This window comes from Streptomyces sp. PT12 (assembly GCF_003311645.1).
Classification (GTDB): Bacteria; Actinomycetota; Actinomycetes; order Streptomycetales; family Streptomycetaceae; genus Streptomyces.
Window position 1 is genome coordinate 18,841 of record NZ_QEST01000114.1, and the last position, 23,634, is coordinate 42,474.

The window sequence follows — 23,634 nt, forward strand, 5'->3', positions numbered from 1 at the left end:
GGTGCCTTCCGTAAGATTCACTCATCGGGGGACGGAGCGCCAACTATCCGCCGATCAGGGCGAGTTGAGCGCCGACCGGGCAGCGGTCACGGTATGTGCCATCCCCATGCCCTTGTGTGACGACCGCATTGGTCGTACACGTCGTATATGGCAACTCCCCTCTCCGGCGACAAGCTGTTGCGCGCTCTCGAGGACGAGGGCGTCCAGGTTGTCGAGTACAAGTCCTGGCGCGACAACAACCGCAACAAGGCCGGCCCCTGGGGCCCCGTGCACGGCGTGATGATCCACCACACCGTCACCTCGGGCACCGGGTCGACCGTCGAGCTCTGCTACCAGGGCCGTTCCGGCCTGCCGGGCCCGTTGTGCCACGGCGTCATCGCCAAGGACGGCACCGTCCACCTGGTCGGCAACGGCCGGGCGAACCACGCGGGCAACGGCGACGGCGACGTCCTCGCCGCCGTCATCGCCGAGCACGGCCTGCCCGACGACAACGACACGGACACCGACGGCAACACCCACTTCTACGGCTTCGAGTGCGTCAACCTCGGCGACGGCAAGGACACCTGGCCCGCCGAGCAGGTCGAGGCGGTCGTCCGCGCCTCCGCGGCCATCTGCCGCGCCCACGGCTGGGGCAAGGAGGGCGACACCTCGGTCATCGGCCACCTGGAGTGGCAGCCGGGCAAGGTCGACCCGTGCGGCCCCGGCATCGACATGGGCGACGTGCGCGGCCGCGTGGTCGAGCGGCTAGGACACCGCGCCTCCTGGTCCCCCCAGGACTGAGCCACCGCGGCGCGCCGGCTGACGCCGCCCGCGAGGCGGCGCCGTCAGCCCGCCGCGCCCGCGACCAGCTCCAGATAGCGGTCCCAGTCCCAGTGCGGCCCGGGGCAGGTCCTGATCACATCCGGCACTTCGTTGTGTCCCACGATGTGCTCGCGGTCGACCGGGATGCCGTACCGGTCGCAGATCCCGGCCACAAGGCGGGCGGACGACTCGTACATGACATCCGTGAGATAGGACGGGTCGTCCGCCCAGCCCTCGTGCTCGATGCCGATGCTGCGCTCGTTGAACGCCCGATTCCCGGCGTGGTAGGCGACATCGAGCTCCCTGGCCAGCTGCGCCACATGACCGTCGTCCGAGCGCAGCACGTAGTGCGCGGCGGCGCCGTGCCCCGGGTCCTGGAAGACCCGCAGCGTGATCGGGTAGGTCGCCTCCGGCATGTGGATGACGACGCGGTCGATGGCGTAGTCCCGGGGGCGGCTCGCCCGCCGGTAGTTGGCCGACGAGGCGGGGATCCACTCCGCGCCAGGGTGATCCACCTCACCCTCTTCGCGCGGCGTCTCGGTGCCCGAGTACCGCCACCACCACCGGGACAGCGTGTCCCTGGCCGCGAAGCCGCCCACGCCGATCGCCCCCGCCGCGCCACCGGCGAGCAACGTCCGGCGCGTGAGCCTGCGCCGCCGCTCCTCGCGGTCGCCGCGGTCCGGCTCGGCGGAATGCTCTCCCATGCTGTCCCCCTGGCGCGCGTCGATCCCCGTCGCAGCGGAGAACGCCCGCGCCCGGCGGCCGGTTCCGCGGTGGCTCGTAGAATCGCCTCACCATGCCCTACCTCGACCACGCCGCCACCACGCCCATGCTCCCCGAGGCCATCGAGGCGATGACCGCCCAGCTCAGGGCCGTCGGCAACGCCTCGGCACTCCATGGATCGGGGCGGCGGGCCAGGCGCACCGTCGAGGAGGGCCGCGAGACGCTCGCCGCCGCGCTCGGCGCCCGCCCGAGCGAGGTGGTCTTCACCTCGGGCGGCACCGAGGCCGACAACCTCGCGGTCAAGGGCCTCTACTGGTCGAGGAACGCCGCCGATCCGCGCCGCACCAGGGTGCTGGCCAGCCCCGTCGAGCACCACGCCGTCCTCGACGTCGTCCAGTGGCTCGCCGACCACGAGGGCGCCCGCGTGGACTGGCTGCCCGTGGACCGCCACGGCCGGGTCCACCCCGACGCGCTGCGCGAGGCCATCGACCAGGACCCCGACGACGTGGCCCTCGTCACGGTGATGTGGGCGAACAACGAGGTGGGCACCGTTCTCCCGGTCGCCGAGCTGGCCGCGATCGCCGCCGAGCACGGGATCCCGATGCACGCCGACGCCGTGCAGGCCGTCGGCCAGGTCCCGGTGGACTTCGCCGCGTCGAAGCTCGCCGCCCTGACCGTGTCCGGCCACAAGATCGGCGGCCCCTACGGCATAGGCGCCCTGCTGCTCGGCCGCGACTGGACCCCCACGCCCGTGCTGCACGGCGGCGGCCAGGAGCGGGAGATCAGGTCGGGAACGCTCGACGTGCCCGCCGTCGCGGCGTTCGCCGTGGCCGCCGGGCTGGCGAGCGAGCGCCGCGCGGAGCACGCCGCCCGCATGGCCGCCCTGCGCGACCGGCTGATCGACGCGGTGACCGCGGCGGTGCCCGACGCGGTGCTCGGCGGGGACCCCGACCCGGTGGGGCGCCTGCCCGCCAACGCGCACTTCGCGTTCCCCGGGTGCGAGGGCGACTCCCTGCTCCTGCTGCTCGACGCCCAGGGCATCGAGTGCTCCACCGGCTCCGCCTGCACCGCGGGCGTCGCCCAGCCGAGCCATGTGCTTCTCGCCACCGGCGCCGACCCCGAACTGGCCCGTGGCACCCTCAGGTTCACCCTGGGCCACACCTCGGTGCCATCGGACGTCGAGGCCGTCGCCGAGGCGATCGGCCCCGCGGTGGAACGCGCCCGCTCCGCGGGGCTCACCTGATCGGGCGCCCTGTCGGCCCCTCCCCTTACTCTGGACGCGTGATGCGTGATGACTGAATCCCCGCCCGCCACGGGCCGCCGCCTGCGCGTGCTGGCCGCGATGTCAGGCGGCGTGGACTCCGCCGTCGCCGCGGCCCGCGCCGCCGAGGCCGGGCACGACGTGACCGGCGTCCACCTGGCCCTCTCGGCCAACCCCCGGTCGTTCCGCACCGGGGCGAGGGGCTGCTGCACCGTCGAGGACTCCCGCGACGCGCGCCGCGCCGCCGACGTCATCGGCATCCCCTTCTACGTGTGGGACCTGGCCGAGCGCTTCCGCGCCGACGTCGTCGACGACTTCATCGCCGAGTACCGCGAGGGCCGCACGCCCAACCCCTGCCTGCGGTGCAACGAGAAGATCAAGTTCGCGGCCCTGCTCGACAAGGCCCTGGCCCTCGGCTTCGACGCCGTCTGCACCGGCCACTACGCCACGGTGGTGCGCGGCCCCGAAGGGCGCCGCGAGCTGCACAGGTCCGCCGACCTCGGCAAGGACCAGAGCTATGTCCTCGGGGTGCTCGACGAGCGGCAGCTGGCCCACGCGATGTTCCCGCTCGGCGACACCCGCGCCACCAAGGCGGAGATCCGCGCCGAGGCCGAGCGGCGCGGCCTCGCGGTGGCGAGGAAGCCCGACAGCCACGACATCTGCTTCATCGCCGACGGCGACACCCGCGGCTTCCTCGCCGGTCACCTCGGCGCAGCCGAGGGCGACATCCTGGACGAGGAGGGCCGCAAGGTCGGCACCCACCAGGGCGCCCACGCGTTCACGATCGGCCAGCGCCGCGGCCTGCGGATCGGCCACCCCGCCCCCGACGGCAAGCCGCGCTACGTCCTGGACATCTCGCCCGTGAGCAACACCGTGACGGTCGGCCCCGCCGAGTCGCTCGACATCGTCGCGCTCACCGCCGTCAAGCCGCGCTGGTGCGGCGCCCCGCCGGCCGGGCCTGGCGCGTTCACCGCGCAGCTGCGCGCCCATGGCGCCGAGACCCCGGTGACCGCCGAGCCCGCGGGCGAGGAGATCAGGGTCCGCTTCGCCGAGCCGGTGCGCGGCGTCGCGCCGGGGCAGGCGATCGTCCTCTACGACGGCACCCGCGTCGTCGGCTCGGGCACCATAGCGACCACCGAACGCGCCGTCCCCGCCGCCGCCCCCGACCGCGGCTGACGGCGCGCCAAGCCCCCGCGCCGCCCCCGTCACCCCGCGCCGCCCCCGTCACCCCCGCGCCGTTCCCGGCATCAGCCCAGGTCGCGGCGGCGGTTGGTGAGCACGGGAACGGTCGCCCTGGCCCGGTCCGCCTCGGCCGGGTCCACGTCAGCGACCAGCAGCCCCGGCCCGGCGCCAAGGCGCGCGGTGACCTCGCCCAGCGGCGAGACGACCATGCTGTGCCCGATCCCGGTCGGCGCGCTCGTGGACGGCCGCTCGCCCGTGGTGGCGGGGTCGGCCTGGCCCGCCGCCACCACCCAGCACGTGGAGTCCAGCGCCCGCGCCCGCACGAGCAGCTCCCACTGCTCGCGCTTGCCGGGCCCCGCGCCCCAGGACGCGGGCAGCAGCACGACCCTGGCGCCGTCGTCCGCGAGCCGCGTGAACAGCGCGGGGAAGCGCACGTCGTAGCAGGTGGCGAAGCCCAGCGTCACGCCGTCCACCGCCGCGAGCACGGGCCGCTCGCCCGGCGCCACCGTCCTCGACTCGGTGAAGCCGAACGCGTCGAACAAATGCAGCTTGTCGTACGAGGTGTCCACGCCGCGGCCCGTGATCAGCAGGGTGTTGCGCACCCGGCCATCGCCCGATGGCGTGAACATCCCGGCCACCACGAGCACCCCGGCCGCCCCGGCGATCGCGCGCACGCGCGTCGCCCACGGCCCGTCGAGCGGCTCGGCCAGCGGCCCGAGCGGGACGCCGAAGCGAGCCATTGCCGCCTCGGGGAACACCACCACCTCCGCCCCCGCCTCGGCCGCCTTCGCGGTCTGCTCGGCGATGACCGCGAGGTTCTCCTCCGGTGAGACACCGGCCGCCAGTTGGCTCGCTGCGATGCGCACGGGTCGTTCTCCTTCGGCTCATGGGTTGCGTCACCATGGTCGTATGGCAACCCATGTGATCACCGGTGCGGGGTCGGGAATCGGCGCCGCCGTCGCGCGCAGGCTCGGCGAACGCGGCGACGAGCTCTGGCTGTGGGCGCGCGACGCGGGGCGCGCACGCGAGCTCGAGAAGCAACACCCCGGCGCGCGCACCCTGGTGGGCGACCTCGCCGAGCCCGAGCGCCTCTCCTGGGCGCTGGGCCACCAGTCGCCCCCCGACCGCATCGACGGACTCCTGCACATAGCGGGCGTCCTCGAGCTCGGCCCGGTCGGCGAGCTGACCCCCGCGATCTGGTGGGCCACCCTCGCCGCCAACCTGATGGCCCCCGCCGAGCTGACCCGGCTGCTGCTGCCCCAGGTGCGGGCCGCGCGCGGCCATGTCGTGTTCGTCAACTCGGGCGCGGGGCTGCGCGCGAGTGCCCACTGGAGCGCATACGCCGCGAGCAAGCACGGCCTGCGCGCCCTCGCCGACTCCCTGCGCGCCGAGGAGGCCGCGCACGGCGTCCGCGTCACCACCGTCTATCCCGGCCGCACCGCGACGCCCATGCAGGAGAAGGCGCACCGCCAGGAGGGCGCCGAGTACGACCCCGACCGCTGGCTGACGGCGGACGCCGTGGCCACCACCGTGCTCACCGCCATCGACCTGCCCCCGGGCAACGAGATCACCGACCTCACCCTGCGCCCGGGCGGGTGACACCGGGGCGGACCGTACCCTGCGGGGGTGACCGAGAACCTGAAGTTCCCCTGGGGCCCCGCCGCCGCGACCGGGGTCGGCTCGATGCCGGGCGAGGACGCGCGCGAGGCGGTCCGCGTCGTCGTCGGCTCGCTCGCGACGCTGCCGCACCTGCCCGAGCTGCCCGCCCGCGGCCCAGGCGCCGACATGATCGGCCGCACCACGGGCCTGCTCGCCGAGCTGTGGGCGCACGTCGAGCCGAGCGGCTGGCGGATCAGCGACCGCCCGGGCCGCGACACCCGGCGGGCACGGGCCTGGCTGCGCGAAGACCTCGACGCGCTCGAGGAGTTCACGCAGGGGTACGAGGGGGCGCTCAAGGTCTCGGCCGTCGGACCCTGGACGCTGGCCGCCTCGCTCGAACGCCGCAACGGCGAGGCCATGCTCGGCGACCCGGGCGCCCGCAGGGACCTGGCCGCCTCGCTCGCTGAAGGCGTCTCCTCCCACCTCGCCGAGGTGCGCCGCCGGGTCCCGGGCGCCACCGTGGTCCTCCAGCTCGACGAGCCGTCCCTGCCCGCCGTGCTCACCGCCAGGGTGCCCACGGCGAGCGGCTATCGCACGCACCGGGCCGTGGACCCCGCGGTGGCCGAGGAGGCGCTGCGCGGGCTGATCGCCGTGGCGGGGGGCGACCCGGTGGTGGTCCACTGCTGCGCCCCCGAGGTGCCGTTCGCGCTGCTGCGCCGGGCCGGGGCGACCGGGATCTCGTGCGACGCCAGGCTCCTCACCGAGCGTGACGACGACGCGGTGGGGGAGGCGATCGAGGGCGGCACCGCGCTGTTCGCCGGGGTCGTGCCGGGGGTAGGTGCCGAGCCCGCCGCATTGTCGGACCCGGCCGGTACTGTCGGTGGAGTCAGGTCGCTGTGGCGCAGGCTGGGGCTGGATCCAGGGCTTCTCGGTGAGTCCGTGGTGGTCACCCCCGCCTGCGGTCTGGCGGGCGCGTCCCCCGCGTATGCGCGGGCCGCCCTCGAGACGTGCGCCCGGGCGGCGAGATCCCTCGCGGACAACCCTGAGTGACACAAGGGACGGAGACGAGACATGGCTGGCGATCGTTCGGTCGAGCAGCGGTCAGCGGTGCCCGCCGAGGCGCGTGAGCGCCACGCGCGCCTCGCCGAGCAGGTCGAGGAGCACCGCTTCCGCTATTACGTGAAGACGGCCGTCATCAGCGACGCCGCGTTCGACAAGCTCTTCCGCGAGCTGGGCGAGCTCGAGGACGCGCACCCCGAGCTGCGCACGGCCGACTCGCCCACGCAGCGGGTCGCGGGGACCTATGAGACGGAGTTCACCTCGGTCACCCACCGCGAGCGGATGCTCTCGCTGGACAACGCCTTCGCCGACGAGGACCTCGACACGTGGGCCGACCGGATCGCCGACGAGCTCAGCGGCATCCCCTACCACTTCCTGTGCGAGCTGAAGGTGGACGGGCTCGCGGTCAACCTCACGTACGAGCACGGCAGGCTGACCCGCGCCGCCACCCGAGGCGACGGCCGCACCGGCGAGGACATCACGCCCAACGTCCGCACGATCGACGACGTGCCGACCCGCCTCGGCGGCGACGACGTGCCCGCGCTCGTGGAGATCCGCGGCGAGGTGTTCTTCCCGATGGAGCGGTTCGAGGAGCTGAACGCCCGGCTGGTCGAGGCGGGGGACAAGCCGTTCGCCAATCCGAGGAACGCCGCGGCGGGGTCGCTGCGGCAGAAGGACCCCAAGGTCACCGCGGGCCGCCCGCTCCAGCTCGTGGTGCACGGCATCGGCGCGCGTGAGGGCTTCGACATCGACCGGCTCTCGCAGGCGTACGACCTGCTCGAGGGCTGGGGCCTGCCCACCGCGCGGGCCTGCCGGGTGGTCTCCTCGATCGACGAGGTGCGCGCGTTCATCGCGTACTACGGGGAGCACCGGCACGCCGTCGAGCACGAGATCGACGGCGTGGTGGTCAAGCTGGACGAGATCCCCCTCCAGGGCCGCCTCGGCTCCACCTCGCGCGCGCCGCGCTGGGCGATCGCCTGGAAGTACCCCCCCGAGGAGGTCAACACCAAGCTCCTCGACATCCGCGTCGGCGTCGGGCGCACGGGCCGGGTCACGCCGTACGCCGTGGTCGAGCCGGTCACGGTGGCCGGGTCCGAGGTGGAGTTCGCCACCCTGCACAACCAGGAGGTGGTCAAGGCCAAGGGCGTGCTGATCGGCGACACGGTGGCGCTGCGCAAGGCGGGCGACGTCATCCCCGAGATCCTCGGGCCGGTGGCCGATCTGCGGGACGGCAGCGAGCGGGAGTTCGTGATGCCTGCCGAGTGCCCCGAGTGCGGCACCCCGCTCAAGCCGATGAAGGAGGAGGACATCGACCTGCGCTGCCCCAACGCCAGGTCGTGCCCCGCCCAGCTGCGCGAGCGGATCTTCTACCTCGCGAGCCGCAGATGCCTGGACATCGACCACTTCGGCTATGTCACCGCCACCGCGCTGACCCAGCCGCTCGCCCCCGCCGAGCCGCCGCTGAGGGACGAGGGCCGGATCTTCGAGCTGACCGTCGATGAGCTGCTGCCGATCACGTCCCATGTGCTCGACCAGGACACCGGGCTGCCCAAGCGCGACCCGGAGACCGGGGAACCAAAGGAGGCCACCCCCTTCGCGAACAAGCACGGCGAGCCCAGGAAGAACACGCTGGCGATGCTCGAGGCCATCAAGCAGGCCAAGGAGCGCCCGCTGGCCCGGCTCATCACGGGCCTGTCGATCCGGCACGTGGGCCCCGTGGCGGCCGAGGCGCTGGCCCGCGAGTTCAGGTCGCTCGACCGGATCGCCGAGGCGAGCGAGGAGGAGCTGGCCGCGACCGAGGGTGTGGGGCCGACCATCGCGGCCTCGCTCAAGGACTGGTTCGCGGTGGACTGGCACCGGGAGATCGTCGAGCGCTGGCGCGCGGCCGGGGTGCGGCTCGCCGAGCCGGAGCGGGAGGGCGAGGGCCCGCGCCCGCTGGCTGGGATCACCGCCGTGGTCACCGGCACCCTGTCGGGATTCACGCGGGACGGCGCGAAGGAGGCGTTGCAGAGCCGGGGCGCCAAGGTCACGGGCGCCGTCTCCAAGAAGACCGACTTCGTCGTCGTCGGCGACAGCCCGGGGTCCAAGTACGACAAGGCCGTTCAGTTGAAAGTACCGGTTCTCGACGAGTCGGGTTTCACGGTGCTCCTGGAGCGGGGCCCCGACGCGGCAAGGGAGGCGGCCGTCGTCCCTGACGAGCCGTCACCTGCCTGACGTGCGGAGGCGGTTCCCCCCGCGGGCCGCTGGCATATGCCAAAGGCATGGGCGCACGTGAGGGGGGCGTGCCGAGCCTGATCGTTCGCTGCCCCAAGCGCCATCGAGCCGCCTAGGGTGGGGAGTTGCGCCCGTCCCGGGCGCGGGCAACGCCGGCCGTGAGAGGGATCCCGCATGCACGCAGCCCCACGGGGGAGCCGGACCCCGCGACGCGACCACGGCTGGCTCTCGCCCGCGCTCCGGCCCGCCATCCTCGTCGCGGCGGGCGTGGTCTGCGTGATCGGGGTGGCGCGCGTGCTGGCCGAGGGCCGCGCCCTCTTCCCCGGCGAGCGCCCTGGCTGGGGCTTCGCCGTCCTCACCGGGGTGATCGTCACCTACCTCGTCGCCATCGGCCGCGACCGCTCGGGCGGCGGCTCGGGCGCGGGCGCCGCGCTCGCCCTGTCCGTGCTGCTGCTCTACGGCTGGGTGCCCGCCGCGCTGGTGAGCCTGTCCGTGGTCACCCTCGTCGGCGCCGCGCGCCGCGACCGCTGGCTCGACGCCCTGCTGCACGGCGCGATCGACCTGCTCGGCGTCGGCGCCGCCGCCCTGGCCCTGGCCCTGTGGGGCACCAAGCCCAGCATCGAACGCCCCTGGCTCCCCGACGACTGGCAGGCGTCGACGCTGCCCCAGCTCCTCCTCGGCGCCTGCGCCTATCTGCTGGTCACCCGCACCCTCCTGTGGCTGTCCACCGCCCCGCCTGGCGGCCTCCCCTCGCTGGCCGCGTCCGACCTGCCGCGCCAGGGCCTGGTCGCGCTCGCCCTCCTCGCCATCGCCCCGCTCATCGCGGTGGTCGCCAGCGAACGGCCGCTGCTGCTCCCGCTGTTCGCGGTCCCGCTGATCGCGCTCGACTCGTCGTTCTGGATGGCCCGCGCCCGCGACGAGGAGCAGCTCCTCGACCCCCTGACCCGGCTGCCCAACCGCCAGTGGCTCCTCGAACGCACCACATCCGCGCTCGACGAGGCCACCGGGACCGGCGACCGCGCCGCCCTCGTCCTGATCGACCTCGATAGCTTCCGATCGGTCAACGACACCCTCGGCCACCTCACCGGCGACCGCCTGCTCCTCCAGGTCTCCGACCGGATCCAGCGCGAGCTGCCGTCGGGCGCCGAGGCGGCCAGGCTCGGCGGCGACGAGTTCGCCGTGCTGCTGCCGCGCGTCGCCTCGGCGACCAGCGCCCAGCGCGCCGCCCGCGCCATCGTCGGCTGCCTCTCCGCCCCGCTCGACCTCGACGGCCTCACCCTGGTGATCGAGGCGAGCGCGGGCGTCGCCGTCTTCCCCGACCACGCGCCGGGCGGCGAGGGCCTGCTGCGCCGCGCCGACGTCGCGATGTACGCCGCCAAGCGCGACCGCAGTGGCGTCGAGGTCTACGACGCGAGCCGCGACGGCAACACCCCCGACCGCCTCGCCCTCCTCGGCGACCTCCGCCGCGCCCTCGACACGGGCCAGGTCGCGCTCCACTACCAGCCCAAGGTCCGCTTCGACGGCGTCGTCGCGGGACTCGAGGCCCTGCTCCGCTGGGACCACCCCGACCGCGGCCGGGTCCCGCCCGACGAGTTCATCGCGATCGCCGAGACCTCGGGCCTGATGCCCCGGCTGACCGAGTACGTCCTGGAGTGCGCGCTCGGGCAGGTCGCCCGCTGGCGCGCGGACGGGCTCACCGTGCCCGTCGCCGTAAACGTTTCCCCTCGCGACGTCCACACCCCGGGGTTCGCGGGGGCGGTGGCCGCGCGGCTGGCCAGGCACGGCGTCCCGCCGGGCTCGCTCCAGCTGGAGATCACCGAGCACGCCATGCTCGAGGACCCGCAGCGAGCGGCCGACACCCTGGCCGGGCTCACGGGCCACGGCGTGCGGATGTCCCTCGACGACTTCGGCACCGGGTACTCCTCGCTCGTCCATCTGCGCCGCCTGCCCGTCAGCGAGCTGAAGATCGACCGCTCCTTCGTGGCCCGCCTTGTCGTGGACAGCGAGGACGCCGAGATCGTGCGCTGCACCGTCGAGTTGGCGCACTCCCTCGGCCTGGTCGTGGTCGCCGAGGGCGTCGAGGACGACCAGACCTGGGAACGCCTCAGGTCACTGGGCTGCGACGCCGTCCAGGGCTGGCTCGTGGCCGCCGCGATGCCCGCCGGCGAGACCACCGCGTGGCTGCGCGCCCGCGACACCGTCCGCGCCGAGGACGCCGCACCCGCCCCGCCGACCGGACCCGCGGCACCGGACGGCGCGGCCGCCGACGAGGAGCCCGCCCCGAGACCCGACCCGGCCGACGCCGACCCGGCCGACGCCGAGCCGGTGCGCTGAACGGACGCGCGCCCGCCCGCGCCGGGGCCGGGGGAATCGGTGCGCGGGGCCCTTCGCCGTCGCCCTAGGATTGGGCCGAAAGAAACCCGCCCGCCCGCGACGAGCAAGAGGATCGCCCCATGCCTGGCATCACGCGCGAGGAGGTCGCCCACCTCGCCCGGCTGGCGCGCCTCGAGCTGACCTCCGACGAACTGGACCACTTCGCCGGTCAGCTCGACGACATCATCAACGCGGTCGCCCGCGTCGCCGATGTCGCCACCGAGGACGTTCCGCCGACCTCCCACCCGCTGCCCCTGACCAACGTCATGCGCCCCGACGAGGTCAGGCCGTCCCTGACCGCCGAGCAGGCGCTCTCCGGGGCCCCCGCCCAGGAGCAGCGGCGTTTCAAGGTGCCGCAGATCCTGGGAGAGGAGTGACCGGCATGTCGGACCTCATCCGGCTCACCGCCGCCGAGCTCGCCGCCAGGGTCGCCGACGGATCGGTGAGCGCGGTCGAGGTGACCGAGGCCCACCTCGCGCGCGTCGACGCGGTGGACGAGAAGGTCCACGCGTTCCTGCACGTCGACCGCGAGGGCGCGCTCGCCCAGGCCCGCGCCGTGGACGAAAGGCGCGCCGCGGGCCAGCCGCTCGGCCCGCTCGCCGGGGTGCCGCTGGCGTTGAAGGACATCTTCACCACGAAGGGCGTGCCCACCACCGCGGGCTCCCGGATCCTGGAGGGCTGGATCCCGCCGTACGACGCGACGGTGACCCGGCGCCTGAAGGAGGCCGGGGTCGTCATCCTCGGCAAGACCAACATGGACGAGTTCGCCATGGGCTCCTCCACCGAGAACAGTGCCTACGGCCCCACAGGCAACCCCTGGGACCTCACCCGCGTCCCCGGCGGTTCCGGCGGCGGCTCGTCGGCGGCGCTCGCCGCGTTCCAGGCGCCCCTGGCCATCGGCACCGACACCGGTGGCTCCGTGCGCCAGCCCGCCGCCGTCACCGGCACGGTCGGCGTCAAGCCCACCTACGGCGGCGTCTCGCGCTACGGCATGATCGCGTTCTCCTCCTCGCTCGACCAGGCGGGGCCCTGCGCCCGCACCGTGCTCGACGCCGCGCTGCTGCACGAGGTGATCGGCGGCCACGACCCGCTGGACTCCACGTCGATCGACGCGCCCGTCCCACCGGTCGTCGAGGCCGCGAGGAACGGCACGGCGCGCGGCCTGCGCGTCGGCGTCATCCGCGAGTTCGGGGGCGAGGGCTTCCAGGACGGCGTGATGCGGCGGTTCGGCGAGGCCGTCGAGCTGCTCACCGAGCTTGGCGCCGAGGTGACCGAGGTGTCCTGCCCGTCGTTCGAGTCCGCCCTCGCGGCGTACTACCTGATCGCCCCGTCCGAGTGCTCGTCGAACCTCGCCAGGTTCGACGCCATGCGTTACGGCCTGCGGATCGGCGACGACGGCTCGCGCGCGGCCGACGAGGTCACGTCGCTCACCCGCGAGGCGGGCTTCGGCGCCGAGGTCAAGCGCCGCATCATGCTCGGCACCTACGCCCTCTCATCGGGGTACTACGACGCGTACTACGGCAGCGCCCAGAAGGCCCGCACGCTCGTCGTCCGCGACTTCGCGCGCGCCTTCGCGCAGGTGGACGTCCTGGTCGCGCCGACCACCCCGACCACGGCGTTCGCGATCGGCGAGCGCGCCGACGATCCCATGGCGATGTACCGCGCCGACCTGTGCACCATCCCGGTCAGCCTGGCGGGCAACGCCGCGCTGTCCCTGCCCTGCGGCCTCGCCCCCGAGGACGGCCTCCCGGTCGGGTTGCAGATCATCGCCCCCGCGATGGCCGACGACCGGCTCTACCGCGTCGGAGCCGCGGTCGAGGCCGCGTTCGCGGCACGCTGGGGACATTCCCTTCTGGAGGAGGCACCCGCGCTATGAGCAAGAAGCCCAAGTCCAAGGCCAGCCTGTACCTCTCGCTCGGCACGACGCTGTTCGGCACCGTCAGCGTCGCCAGGCGCCTGAAGGACGCGCGCCGCGAGGGCGACACCCTCCAGCTGGCCGACGCCATCGTCTCGGCGGCCTCGATCATCACCGGCGTCGCCCTGCTGGCCCGTGAGCTGCGCCGCCTGAGCGAGGACGGGTCCGACATCCTCGGCGACTGACGCCGGCACGAGCATCCGAGAGGTAGTACCCCTGTGACCGTCATCGACCTGGTGTCGTACGAGGACGCGCTCGCGTCCTACGACCCCGTCATGGGCCTCGAGGTCCATGTGGAGCTCGGCACCCAGACCAAGATGTTCTGCGGCTGCGCCACCACCCTCGGCGCCGAGCCCAACACGCAGACCTGCCCCACGTGCCTCGGGCTCCCCGGCGCGCTCCCCGTGGTGAACGCCACCGCCGTGGAGTCCGCCGTCCGCATCGGCCTCGCGCTCAACTGCGAGATCGCCGAGTGGTGCCGCTTCGCCCGGAAGAACTACTTCTACCCGGACATGCCGAAGAACTTCCAGACCTCGCAGTACGACGAGCCGATCGCGTTCAACGGCCATCTGGACGTCCAGCTGGAGGACGGCGAGGTCTTCCGCGTCGGCATCGAGCGCGCCCACATGGAGGAGGACACCGGCAAGTCCACCCACGTCGGCGGCGCCACGGGGCGCATCCACGGCGCGTCGCACTCGCTGCTCGACTACAACCGCGCGGGCATCCCGTTGATCGAGATCGTCACCAAGCCGATCACGGGCGCCGGCGCGCGCGCCCCCGAGATCGCGCGCGCCTATGTCGCCGAGCTGCGCGAGCTGATCCGCGCGCTTGGCGTCTCCGAGGCCCGCATGGAGATGGGCCAGATGCGCTGCGACGTCAACCTGTCGCTGCGCCCGCACGGCCGCGAGGCGTTCGGCACCCGCAGCGAGACCAAGAACGTCAACTCCCTGCGCAGCGTCGAGCGCGCGGTGCGCTTCGAGGTCCAGCGCCACGCCGCGGTCCTCGGCGACGGCGGCGTGATCGTGCAGGAGACCCGGCACTTCCACGAGGACAACGGCACCACCACATCGGGCCGCGTCAAGGAGGAGGCCGAGGACTACCGGTACTTCCCCGAGCCCGACCTGGTGCCGGTGGCTCCCGAGAAGGAGTGGGTGGAGCGGCTGCGCGCCGAGCTGCCCGAGCTGCCGCTGGTCCGCCGCACCCGGCTGCGCGAGGAGTGGGGCATCTCCGCGCACGAGATGCAGTCCGCGCTCAACGCCGGCGCGGTCGAGCTGATCGTGGCCACCACGGAGGCGGGCGCCGACCCGGCCGCCGCGCGCAAGTGGTGGATGGGGGAGCTGGCCAGGCGGGCGAACGAGCTGGGCGTCGAGCCCGCCGCGCTGCCCATCACCCCGGCCCAGGTCGCCCGCGTCGCGGCCCTGGTCGCCGAGGGCGCGCTCAACGACAAGCTGGCGCGGCAGGTCATCGAGGGCGTGCTCGCGGGCGAGGGCGCCCCCGACGAGGTGGTCGAGAAGCGCGGCCTGCGGATCGTCTCCGACGAGGGCGCGCTCGGCCGGGCGGTAGACGAGGCCATCGCCGCCAACGCCGCCGTCGCCGACAAGGTCCGCGGCGGCAAGACGGCCGCGGCGGGCGCCCTGGTCGGCGCGGTCATGAAGGCCACCCGCGGCCAGGCGGACGCGGCCCGCGCCCGGCAGCTGATCCTGGAGCGGCTCGGCGTCACCGAGTAGGCATCGGCTCCTTTCCCCGAGCCCGATCTAAGGTGGCGCCTAAGGCCCCCCTGACGACGAAGTCGGTCGTCAGGGGGGTTCCGCATGAGGCGCCGCGACCGGCGAGGACGCGGCAGTCTCCCGATGTGCGGGAGGGGTCACAACGGCGACCGTGGAGGCACGTTCTCCACGCTCCCCGACCCCCCGGACCGGAGGTCCCAGGTGTTCCCGCACCCGTTCCCGCACGACCGCCTGCACCGGCTGCGCGCCGCCGAGTTGGAGCGCGCCGCCCGGCTCGGCAGGCTGCTGCGCGCCGTCAGGAGAAGGCGCCGGTGAGCGGCGTTCTCGCGGTCGGCGGGATAAGCGGTACCGCGCTGTCGGAGCGGCGTGCGATGCTCGTCGACGTGGAGAGCCGCAGTGTCAGCCCCGTCTTCGTGGGCCGCGGCCGGGAGTTGGCGGAGCTGTCCAGAGGGCTCGGCCTCGCCGGGCGGCACGAGCCGCAGGCGTTCGTCATCGGCGGCGAGGCGGGCGTGGGGAAGACGAGGCTGCTCGACGAGTTCCTGGCCGGTGCCAGGGCCGCGGGCGCCGTCACCGCCGTGGGCGGGTGCGTGGAGCTGGGCGCCGACGGCCTGCCGTTCGCCCCGTTCGCCGCCGCGCTGCGCGCGCTGTACCGGCACTTCGGCGCCGAGCTGACCGAGGCCGCCGCGGGGCGCGAGGGCGAGCTGGCCGGGCTGCTGCCCGAGCTGGCGGGCGCGGGGCGGCCCGCGGGTGACGTCCCCGACCGGGCCAGGCTGTTCGAGCTGACCGCCCGCATCCTGGAGCGGCTCGCGGCCGAACGCCCCGTGGTCGTCGCCGTCGAGGACCTGCACTGGGCCGACCGCTCCACGCGCGAGCTGCTCGGCTACCTCGTCCGCTCGGTGCGGGGCGCCAGGCTCCTGCTGCTCGCCACCTACCGCTCGGACGACATCCACCGCCGCCATCCGCTGCGGCCCTTCCTCGCGGAGCTCGACCGGCTGCGGGCGGTCGGCCGGATCGAGCTGGCCCGCTTCAGCCACGGGGAGGTGTCAGCCCAGCTCGCCGGGATCCTCGGGGCCCCGCCCAAGCCGGGGCACGCCCTTTCGGTGTTCGAGCGCTCGGAGGGCAACCCCTTCTTCGTCGAGGAGCTGGCCACCGGGCGCCCCGGTGGCGCGCTGAGCCAGACGCTGCGCGACCTGCTGCTGGTGCGCGTCGAGGCGCTGTCCGAGGACGTCCAGGAGGTGCTGCGCGTCGCAGCCGAGGCCGGTGCCTCCGTGGAGTACGCGCTGCTGCGCGCGGTCGTCGGCCTCCCGGAGCCCGAGCTGCTCACCGCGCTGCGCGCCGCGGTGGGCGCCCACCTGCTCGCCCCGACCGACGACGGCGACGGCTACCGCTTCCGGCACGCCCTGGTCCGCGAGGCCGTCGCCGACGACCTGCTCCCCGGCGAGCGCGCCAGGCTCGCCCGCCGCCTGGCCGAGGCGCTCGAACGCGGGCGCGGCCTGGTCCCCGATGACGAGCTCGCCACCCGCCTGGCCAGCCACTGGTACCACGCGGGGGACCGGGCCAAGGCGCTGCCCGCCGTCCTCGACGCCGCGGCGCAGGCGTACCAGCGGTACGCGTACGCCGAGCAGCTGCGCCTGCTCGAACGCGCCATGGAGCTGTGGGACGCGGTCCCCGAAGAGGCCAGGGCCGGGCTGCGGCCCGTCGGTCCCCTGTGGGGCTATCCGGCGGACCCGGCGGGAGCGGGGCCGCTGAGCTATGTGGACCTGCTGGCCGAGGCCACCAGGTCGGCGGTGTTCTCCGGCCAGCCCGACCGCACGCTGGCCATGAGCAAGCGGGCGCTGCGCCTGATCGACGAGCGGCGCGAGCCGTTGCGCGCCGCCTGGTTCTGGCTGCAACGCGCCTGGGTCTCCGAGGGGTTGGGCCGCGGCGACGGCTGGCCCGAGCTGGTGCGCGCCCAGGAGCTGGTCCGCGGCCTGCCGCCGTCGTTCGTGCCCGCGCAGGTGCTGGCGCTGACCGCGTCCTGGCGGTCGGTGGGGCGGCGCTCGCCCGAGGTGATCGAGCTGGCCGAGCGCGCGGTGGCGATGGCGCGCCTGGTGGGCGCGGAGAGCACCGAGCGGTACGCCAGGATCACGCTCGCCTGCCTGCGCACCGACGCGGGGGAGGGGGAGGAGGGGCTGGCCGAGATGTTCCACCTCCTCGACCGGATCCTGGAGTGCCGCGAGATCAGCCTGCTCGGCCGCTGCCTGGTCAACCTCCAGTCGGCGCTGGGCATCCTGGGCGACTTCAAACGGGCCGTGGACTTCGTCGACACCGCCCTGCGCCTGGTCGACCGGTACGGCCTCCAGGAGCCCAGGGGCTGGCTGCTGTCGAACCACGCCCACGCGCTGGTCCAGACGGGCCGCTGGCGGGAGGCGGCCTCCACGGTGGCGGCGGCCGAGCGCCAGTCGATGAACATCTCGCCCCGCACGTTCGCCGCGCTGACCGGCGGCCAGCTGGCCGCGCTGCGCGGCGACCTCGCCGAGGCCAAGGCGCAGGTCGCCCTCGCCCGGGGCGAGATCACCACCCCCGACCTGCGGCCCTCGTTCGTGCTCCAGCTGGGCACGGTCGAGCTGGAGATCGCCGCGGTGGAGCGGCGGTTCGAGGCGGGCAGGGAGGCGTTCAGGGTGGCGACGGCGCCCGGGCTGCTGTCGTTCACCTCGGGCCTCGCGTGGCTCCTGGTGCTCACCGCGGCGCGAGGCGAGGCCGAGTGCCGTGGCCTGCCCGCCGCCGAGCGGGAGCGGGCCGCCGCGCTCGCCCGGGTGCGGGAGGTCATGGGGAGCCTGGCGCGGACGACCCCGGTGTGGGCGGCGGCAGGGGCGTTCGCCGACGCCCAGCTGCGGCGGGCCGAGGGCCGTGACACCCCGGAGCAGTGGGCCTCGGTGGTCGCCGCGCTCGAGCCGCTCACCCTGCCCTACTACCTCGCGGAGGCGCGGTACTGCTGGGCGGAGTCCCTGCTGGCCGAGGGCGGCGCCGCGGGCCGGGAGCGCGCGGCCGAGGCGCTGCGCCCGGCGCTCGAGACGGCGCGCGAGCTTCAAGCGCGCCCCCTGGAGGAACGGGCCCGGCGCCTCGTGGCGCGCGGCCGCCTCGACCTCGCGGCCCCCGAGCCCGAACGTGCCACCGCGGGCGCGGCGGGCGGCGGCGCGTCGTTCGGGCTGACGCCTCGGGAGCGGGACGTGCTGGTGCTCGTGGCGGCGGGCCGGAGCAACCGGCAGATAGCCGAGGAGCTGTTCATCTCGCCCAAGACGGCGAGCGTCCATGTCTCCCACATCCTGGCGAAGCTGGAGGTGTCGGGCCGGGGCGAGGCCGCGGCGCTGGCCCACCGCCCCGGCATCGTGGGCGTCCAGCGGGACGCGACCCCCGCGGCCTGAGCCGCGCCGTCGGCGTTCAGGAGACGCGCAGCCGCAAGATCCGGTCGTCGGGGCCCTCGGGGGTGCCCCGGGTGTCGGTCTCGTTGGTCACCAGCAGCAGCTCGTCGTCGCCCGTGGCCAGGAGCGAGCGCAGCCGCCCGTACTCGCCTTCGAAGAACGCCTGGGGCCCGGCCACCGGCTCGCTGCCCTCCAGCGGGATTCGCCAGAGCCGCTCGCCGCGCAGCGACGCCATCCACAGCGATCCCGCGCGGTACTCGAGGCCGCTGGGCGACGCCTCCGAAGGGGGCCACTGCTCGACGGGGTCGATGAAGCCCCGGTCCTCGCCGCCCTCGCCCTCGACATCGGGCCAGCCGTAGTTCCCGCCCGGCTCGATCCGGTTCAGCTCGTCCCACGTGTCCTGGCCGAACTCCGCGGACCACAGCGTTCCCCCGGAGTCCCAGGCCAGGCCCTGCACATTGCGGTGGCCCGACGAGTGGACGTACGAGCCGGGGGCGACGTTGTCGTCCGGGACCTCGCCGGTGTCGGGGTCGATGCGCAGGATCTTGCCCGCGAGCGAGCCGGGGTCCTGCGCGGTCGCCGGGTCGCCCGCGTCGCCGGTGGAGGCGTAGAGCATGCCGTCGGGGCCGAACGCCAGGCGTCCGCCGTTGTGGGTCGCCTCCCCGCGCGGGATGCCGGTCAGCAGGTGCTCGCCCGCGGTCAGCCGCTCGCCCTCGGGCGCCGAGGCGTCATAGGTGAACGCCGTGATCCTGTTGTCGTCGGCGGTGGTCCCGTAGGCGTACAGCCGGCCGTTCGAGGCGAAGTCCGGGTGGGTCGCGAGGCCGAGCAGCCCGCCCTCGCCCGGCTCGTCCGGCAGCTCCGGGACCTCGCCCGCCACGCCGACCTCACCGGAGTCGGCGGCGACGACGTGCACGGTGCCGCCGTCGCGCGAGCCCACCAGCAGGTCGCCGTCCGGGAGTTCCGCGATGCCCCAGGGCGAGTCGAGCCCTTCGGCGACCGTCTCCACCACCTCGGCCGAGCCCTCGGCCGGTGCGGCGGTCGGCGTGGGGGAGCCGTCCGCCCCTTCGCCCTCGTCCGACGGCGACGGCGAGGACTCCGGGGCGGACTCGGGGGAGGACGCGGCCGCGCCGTCTCCGCCGTCGTCGCCGTCCGACGAGCAGCCCGCGGTCAGCAGCCCCAGCGCGGCGACCGCCGCCACCCAGCCGCGCGCCCGTCCCCGCACCGTCACCGTCATGGCAACCTCCCCGCTCTGCTCGCTCTGCCCGCGCCCATGGCTCCCAGCACACCACGGGCCGCGCACCACACGCCACGCATGAACGCTGCTGCCCTGCCCGTCCACAGGGAAACGCCCGGGGGACCAGGCCCTACCCTGGCGGTCATGACCCCATCGGATGTCTGGCTGCCGTTCCCGCCCGCCGAGCTGCCCTCCCTGCCCGCATCCCTCGCGTACCACCACTGGGACGGCGAGGACGAGTTCCCCGCCGACCCTGCCGACTGCGCCTTCTATGTCGTCCCGTACATGAAGGGCCCCTCCGCCGCCCTGCGCCCACTGCCGGGCATGACGCGCCTCCGTGTGGTGCAGACCCTCACCGCGGGCGTCGAGCACATGCTGCCCGCGGTGCCGACGCTGCCCGCGGGCAGCGTGCTGTGCAACGCGGGTGACCTGCACAACACCAGCACCGCCGAGCTGGCCCTCGCCCTCACCCTCGCCGCCCAGCGCGGCATACCCGACGCCGTCCGCGCCCAGCCCGAGGCGCGTTGGGAGCCCACCGTGCGCCCCTCGCTCGCCGACCGCCGCGTCCTGATCGTCGGCTACGGCGGCATCGGCGCGGCGATCGAGAACCGGCTCGTGCCGTTCGACGTCGCCGAGGTGATCCGCGTGGCCAGCCGCGCCAGGAGCGTCGAACGCGGCCCCGTGCACGGCGTGGACGAGCTGCCCTCGCTGCTGCCGCGCGCGGAGGTCGTGATCCTCGCCACTCCGCTCACCGAGGCCACCCGCGGCCTCGTCGACGCCGACTTCCTCGCCCTGCTGCCCGACGGCGCCCTCCTGGTGAACGTCGCCCGCGGCGCCGTCGTGGACACCAAGGCGCTGGTCGCCGAGGTGGAGTCGGGCCGCCTGCGGGCCGCGCTCGATGTGACGGACCCCGAGCCCCTGCCGCCCGGTCACCCTCTGTGGCGGGCGCCGGGCGTGCTGATCACGCCCCATGTGGGCGGCCCTTCGACCGCTTTCAGGCCGCGCGCCGAACGTCTACTCCTCGCCCAGTTGGGCAGGTTCGCGTCGGGAGAGCCTCTGCGGCACATCGTCGCCGAGGGGGGCGCGCGCCGGGCGGAGTGAGCCAGATGTTCCCCCCTGATCGTCACTTTCGGTGAGATGAGTATGTCGCTGAGTGACGGATCTGGTGTATCGTCCGTGACGGGGTGAGCCCGGAACGGAAGGGGGGCGACAGGCGCATGCACCGCTCATGGGGACACCGGCACTCTCTCGACGGCCTCCAGGCCGAGCGGCTGAGCAGCCCGTTTCCGCGGTTGGTCTTCGCCGCGGTCTGCGCGGCGTACGCCGTGGGCGCCGTGCTCGGCTGGGGGTCGCCGTTCATGGCGGAGGTGATGGGGGACTTCGGGCTGAGCGCCGCCGCGCTCCTGGCCGCCGGGTCGTGTCTGTGGTACGCGGGCCGCCGCACGGGCGCGCTTCGCGCGGCGTGGGCGCTGTTCGGCCTCTCGTCCGCGATGGTCGCCGCGGGGAACGGCATCTGGGGCTGGTACGAGGTGGTGCTCCGCGAGCCGGTGCCCCGCCTCTCCGCCGCCGACCTGTGCTTTCTGATGTTCGCGCCGCTGGCCATCATCGGGCTGCTGATGCTGGCCAAGCGGCCGGTCACGCGGGCGGGTTGGATCTGCCTCGCGCTGGACGCCTGGCTCATCGCCGGGTCGCTCATGACGCTCTCGTGGAGCGTCGCCCTGGCCCAGGCCGCCGAGCGGCAGGGCGAGGTGGTCAGGGCGGCGCTCGCGGTGGGCTATCCGCTGCTGGACATCGCGCTGGTGAGCATCATCCTGGTGCTGCACTTCAGGCGCGGCACCACGCACCGCCCCGCGATCAACGCCGCGATCGGCGCCCTCGCCCTGACGGTGCTGTGCGACGCCCTGTTCACCTCGCCCATGATGCGCGAGCAGTACAGCTCGGGGCGGCTGCTCGACGCGGGCTGGTTCGCCGGTTCGCTGTTACTCGCGGCCGCGCCCTGGATGGACAGGGGGCAGGAGGAGGCGCGGGGGAAGGGGTCCCCGGGGGCCGGTGGCGCGAAGCCGGGGACCGAGGAGGCAGCGGACCGGCCCCAGCTGGCAGGCTCGCTGGCCGCGCTGACGCCCTATCTGGCGGGTGCCGTCTGCATGTTGAGCATCCTGTTCACGATAGTCAACGGGCACCACGTCGACCGGGTCGTCGTCTTCATCGCCTGCGCCGTCGTGCTCTCGCTCCTGGTCCGCCAGGGGATCACCCTCATGGACAACGTCTCGCTGACCAGGGAGCTGGCCCGCAAGGAGAACTACTTCAGGTCACTGGTCCAGGGGTCGAGCGACGTCATCATGATCGCGGCGCCCGGCGGCAGGCTGCGCTACGTCAGCCCGGCCGCCACGGGGGTGTACGGGCAGGAGGCCGAGCGGCTCACCGGCAGCGACCTGTCCGAGCTGATCCACCCCGACGACCTCGGCCGCGTCGAGCACGAGCTGCGCCGCTTCCTCTCGGTGTCACCCGCGCGCGAGACCGGCACCAGGATCGAGTGCCGGGTGCGGCACGGCGCGGGCCACTGGCTCAACGTCGAGTCCAGCGTCAAGCGCCACGAGAGCGGCCTCATCTTCAACTCCAGGGACGTCACCGAGCGGGTGCGGCTCCAGGCCCAGCTCCAGCACAGCGCCTCCCACGACGCCCTCACCGACCTGCCCAACCGCGCCCTGTTCACCGAGCGGGTCCGGCTCGCCCTCGGCGGCGGCCACGGCGGGGACCCCGACACCGCGGTGTTCTTCATCGACCTCGACGGCTTCAAGGCGGTCAACGACTCGGTGGGCCACCAGGCGGGCGACGAGCTGCTGGTCCAGGCCGCCCAGCGGCTGAAGGACTCCGTGCGCAGCGGCGACACCACCGCGAGGCTCGGCGGGGACGAGTTCGCCGCGCTCATCGTCGGCGACCCCGCGGGGGACCAGCAGCCGCGCGAGTACCGGATCCTGGAGATCGCCGAGCGGGTCCGTGCCGCTCTCAGCCGCCCCTACACGATCGACGAGCGCCGGGTCAGGGTCGCGGCCAGCATCGGCATCGCGTTCGCCGAGCCCGGCGCCACCCCGGCCGGGCTGATGCGCAAGGCCGACCTCGCGATGTATCGCGCGAAGCAGTCGGGCAAGGGCCGCGTCGAGCTGTACGCCCCGCAGCTCCAGGCCGACGCCGTCCGCCGCACCGAGCTGGCCGACCGGCTGGGCCGCGCCCTGCGCGCCGGGGAGTTCACCCTGCTCCACCAGCCCGTCGTGGAGCTGGCCGACGGGCGGGTCGCCGCGGTCTGCGCCCAGGCCCGCTGGCGCTCCGCCCACGGCCTGCTCACCACCCCGCTCGAGATCCTGCGCGGCGGGCGGCGCGAGCCGCATGTCCCGCTCGTCGGCGACCCCGAGGAGGAGCGGGCCGCCGAGGTCACCGGCTGGCTCCTCGACGAGGCGCTCGCCGAGGCGGGCCGCCGCCACCGCAAGGGGCACACCGTCCCGGTCAGCGTCCGGGTCCCCAGCGGCAGGCTCGCCGACCGCGCGCTCGGCGCCGGAGGCGTCGAGGCGCTGCTCAGCAAGCACGGCGTGCCGCCACAGGCCCTCATGATCGAGCTGCCCGAGGCCGAGTCGGTCCTGGCCAGCGACGAGCTGCGCGACCGCCTGACCGACCTCAGCGGCCTGGGCGTCGGCATCGCCCTCGGCGGCTTCGGCAGCGGGGGCACGGCCGCGGCCGCGCTGCACCGCCTGCCGGTCGACCTGGTGCGCCTCGACGGCGAGCTGGTCGAGGGCCTGCTCGACTCCCCGCCGTTGCAGAAGATCGCCGCCGGGCTGCTGCGCATGGCCGCCGACCTCGGCGTCGATTCCCTCGCCGACGGCGTGGACCAGCCCGAGCAGGCCCGCGCCCTGCGGGCGCTGGGCTGCCGCCATGGCCAGGGCCTGGCGTTCAGCGAGCCCCTCGATGCCGGGCGGCTGCGCCGCGTGCTCGACGAGGGGCGGCTGCCCGTGCCCCCCGAGCCCGAGCAGATCCCCGTCCAGCCGCCGGCCCCCGCCCGCGAGAGCGACCGGGCCGCGACCGGCCTGGACGCGCCCACGGCGGCCGAGTCCACCCCTTCGCCCATCGCGCCCACATAGTGAGACGCGATTCGG

General features: G+C 74.5%; 16 protein-coding genes and 1 pseudogene. 14 read left to right on the top strand and 3 right to left on the bottom strand.

Features of this window, described 5'->3' with window-relative positions; translation table 11 throughout:
- Positions 1–147 precede the first annotated feature (147 nt).
- A pseudogene (locus tag DEH69_RS13255) lies at positions 148–750 on the top strand (N-acetylmuramoyl-L-alanine amidase); the annotation flags it as partial.
- Positions 751–824: 74 nt separating this feature from the next.
- On the opposite strand, the gene DEH69_RS13260 reads toward DEH69_RS13255, so the two are convergent.
- The gene (locus DEH69_RS13260) at positions 825–1,505 is read right to left on the bottom strand and encodes an N-acetylmuramoyl-L-alanine amidase (RefSeq protein WP_113687149.1); all 681 of its coding nucleotides are present in this window, start codon (positions 1,503–1,505) and stop codon (positions 825–827) included.
- A gap of 92 nt (positions 1,506–1,597) precedes the next feature.
- Here DEH69_RS13260 and DEH69_RS13265 point away from each other — a divergent pair, with 92 nt between their 5' ends.
- Together DEH69_RS13265 and mnmA are read left to right on the top strand one after the other, a co-directional pair.
- Entirely contained in the window at positions 1,598–2,767 is a 1,170-nt protein-coding gene (locus DEH69_RS13265) for a cysteine desulfurase family protein (RefSeq protein ID WP_113687150.1), read from the top strand.
- Between the two features lie 48 nt (positions 2,768–2,815).
- On the top strand, positions 2,816–3,961 hold the full coding sequence (gene mnmA, locus DEH69_RS13270; protein ID WP_113687151.1) for a tRNA 2-thiouridine(34) synthase MnmA: 1,146 nt from the start codon (positions 2,816–2,818) through the stop codon (positions 3,959–3,961).
- A gap of 71 nt (positions 3,962–4,032) precedes the next feature.
- Here the strand turns inward: mnmA and DEH69_RS13275 are convergent, their stop codons facing one another.
- Positions 4,033–4,833, bottom strand: a complete 801-nt coding sequence (locus tag DEH69_RS13275) for a carbon-nitrogen hydrolase family protein (protein ID WP_113687152.1) — start codon at positions 4,831–4,833, stop codon at positions 4,033–4,035.
- Between the two features lie 43 nt (positions 4,834–4,876).
- On the opposite strand from DEH69_RS13275, the gene DEH69_RS13280 reads away from it, so the two are divergent.
- The 9 genes from DEH69_RS13280 to DEH69_RS13325 all read left to right on the top strand — a co-directional run bounded on the left by DEH69_RS13280 (position 4,877) and on the right by DEH69_RS13325 (position 18,258).
- A complete protein-coding gene (locus DEH69_RS13280) occupies positions 4,877–5,566 on the top strand; it encodes an SDR family oxidoreductase (protein WP_113687153.1) in 690 nt (229 codons plus the stop codon).
- Between the two features lie 27 nt (positions 5,567–5,593).
- The gene (locus tag DEH69_RS13285) at positions 5,594–6,616 is read left to right on the top strand and encodes a methionine synthase (RefSeq protein WP_113687154.1); all 1,023 of its coding nucleotides are present in this window, start codon (positions 5,594–5,596) and stop codon (positions 6,614–6,616) included.
- A gap of 21 nt (positions 6,617–6,637) precedes the next feature.
- The gene (gene ligA / locus DEH69_RS13290; RefSeq protein WP_113687155.1) at positions 6,638–8,839 is read left to right on the top strand and encodes an NAD-dependent DNA ligase LigA; all 2,202 of its coding nucleotides are present in this window, start codon (positions 6,638–6,640) and stop codon (positions 8,837–8,839) included.
- Between the two features lie 174 nt (positions 8,840–9,013).
- Positions 9,014–11,173 (top strand): bifunctional diguanylate cyclase/phosphodiesterase, encoded by a 2,160-nt coding sequence (locus DEH69_RS13295; protein ID WP_113687156.1) that lies wholly within the window; start codon positions 9,014–9,016, stop codon positions 11,171–11,173.
- Positions 11,174–11,292: 119 nt separating this feature from the next.
- Positions 11,293–11,589, top strand: coding sequence for an Asp-tRNA(Asn)/Glu-tRNA(Gln) amidotransferase subunit GatC (gene gatC / locus DEH69_RS13300; RefSeq protein WP_113687157.1), 297 nt, complete (start codon positions 11,293–11,295; stop codon positions 11,587–11,589).
- Positions 11,590–11,594: 5 nt separating this feature from the next.
- Complete coding sequence (gene gatA / locus DEH69_RS13305; protein ID WP_113687158.1) at positions 11,595–13,088, top strand: Asp-tRNA(Asn)/Glu-tRNA(Gln) amidotransferase subunit GatA; 1,494 nt, start codon at positions 11,595–11,597, stop codon at positions 13,086–13,088.
- Positions 13,085–13,312, top strand: coding sequence for a hypothetical protein (locus tag DEH69_RS13310; RefSeq protein WP_113687159.1), 228 nt, complete (start codon positions 13,085–13,087; stop codon positions 13,310–13,312). Before gatA ends, DEH69_RS13310 begins: the two co-directional genes overlap by 4 nt.
- A 33-nt stretch (positions 13,313–13,345) precedes the next feature.
- Entirely contained in the window at positions 13,346–14,854 is a 1,509-nt protein-coding gene (gene gatB / locus DEH69_RS13315) for an Asp-tRNA(Asn)/Glu-tRNA(Gln) amidotransferase subunit GatB (protein WP_113687160.1), read from the top strand.
- A gap of 311 nt (positions 14,855–15,165) precedes the next feature.
- Positions 15,166–18,258: an AAA family ATPase gene (locus DEH69_RS13325; protein WP_309302791.1), complete on the top strand. Its 3,093-nt coding sequence runs from the start codon at positions 15,166–15,168 to the stop codon at positions 18,256–18,258.
- Between the two features lie 16 nt (positions 18,259–18,274).
- Here the strand turns inward: DEH69_RS13325 and DEH69_RS13330 are convergent, their stop codons facing one another.
- On the bottom strand, positions 18,275–19,489 hold the full coding sequence (locus tag DEH69_RS13330; protein WP_113687162.1) for a sorbosone dehydrogenase family protein: 1,215 nt from the start codon (positions 19,487–19,489) through the stop codon (positions 18,275–18,277).
- A gap of 144 nt (positions 19,490–19,633) precedes the next feature.
- Between DEH69_RS13330 and DEH69_RS13335 the strand changes: the two genes are divergently transcribed.
- A complete protein-coding gene (locus tag DEH69_RS13335; protein WP_113687163.1) occupies positions 19,634–20,590 on the top strand; it encodes a 2-hydroxyacid dehydrogenase in 957 nt (318 codons plus the stop codon).
- 116 nt (positions 20,591–20,706) lie between these two features.
- Positions 20,707–23,619, top strand: a complete 2,913-nt coding sequence (locus DEH69_RS13340; RefSeq protein WP_113687164.1) for a bifunctional diguanylate cyclase/phosphodiesterase — start codon at positions 20,707–20,709, stop codon at positions 23,617–23,619.
- Positions 23,620–23,634 lie beyond the last annotated feature (15 nt).

What these genes read in the sequence shown, in the direction of transcription:
- DEH69_RS13260 (WP_113687149.1), bottom strand. Translation starts at nt 1,505, where the DNA reads ATGGGAGAGCATTCCGCCGAGCCGGACCGCGGCGACCGCGAGGAGCGG.
- DEH69_RS13265 (WP_113687150.1), top strand. Translation starts at nt 1,598, where the DNA reads ATGCCCTACCTCGACCACGCCGCCACCACGCCCATGCTCCCCGAGGCC.
- mnmA (WP_113687151.1), top strand. Translation starts at nt 2,816, where the DNA reads ATGACTGAATCCCCGCCCGCCACGGGCCGCCGCCTGCGCGTGCTGGCC.
- DEH69_RS13280 (WP_113687153.1), top strand. Translation starts at nt 4,877, where the DNA reads ATGGCAACCCATGTGATCACCGGTGCGGGGTCGGGAATCGGCGCCGCC.
- ligA (WP_113687155.1), top strand. Translation starts at nt 6,638, where the DNA reads ATGGCTGGCGATCGTTCGGTCGAGCAGCGGTCAGCGGTGCCCGCCGAG.
- DEH69_RS13295 (WP_113687156.1), top strand. Translation starts at nt 9,014, where the DNA reads ATGCACGCAGCCCCACGGGGGAGCCGGACCCCGCGACGCGACCACGGC.
- gatC (WP_113687157.1), top strand. Translation starts at nt 11,293, where the DNA reads ATGCCTGGCATCACGCGCGAGGAGGTCGCCCACCTCGCCCGGCTGGCG.
- gatA (WP_113687158.1), top strand. Translation starts at nt 11,595, where the DNA reads ATGTCGGACCTCATCCGGCTCACCGCCGCCGAGCTCGCCGCCAGGGTC.
- DEH69_RS13310 (WP_113687159.1), top strand. Translation starts at nt 13,085, where the DNA reads ATGAGCAAGAAGCCCAAGTCCAAGGCCAGCCTGTACCTCTCGCTCGGC.
- DEH69_RS13330 (WP_113687162.1), bottom strand. Translation starts at nt 19,489, where the DNA reads ATGACGGTGACGGTGCGGGGACGGGCGCGCGGCTGGGTGGCGGCGGTC.
- DEH69_RS13335 (WP_113687163.1), top strand. Translation starts at nt 19,634, where the DNA reads ATGACCCCATCGGATGTCTGGCTGCCGTTCCCGCCCGCCGAGCTGCCC.
- DEH69_RS13340 (WP_113687164.1), top strand. Translation starts at nt 20,707, where the DNA reads ATGCACCGCTCATGGGGACACCGGCACTCTCTCGACGGCCTCCAGGCC.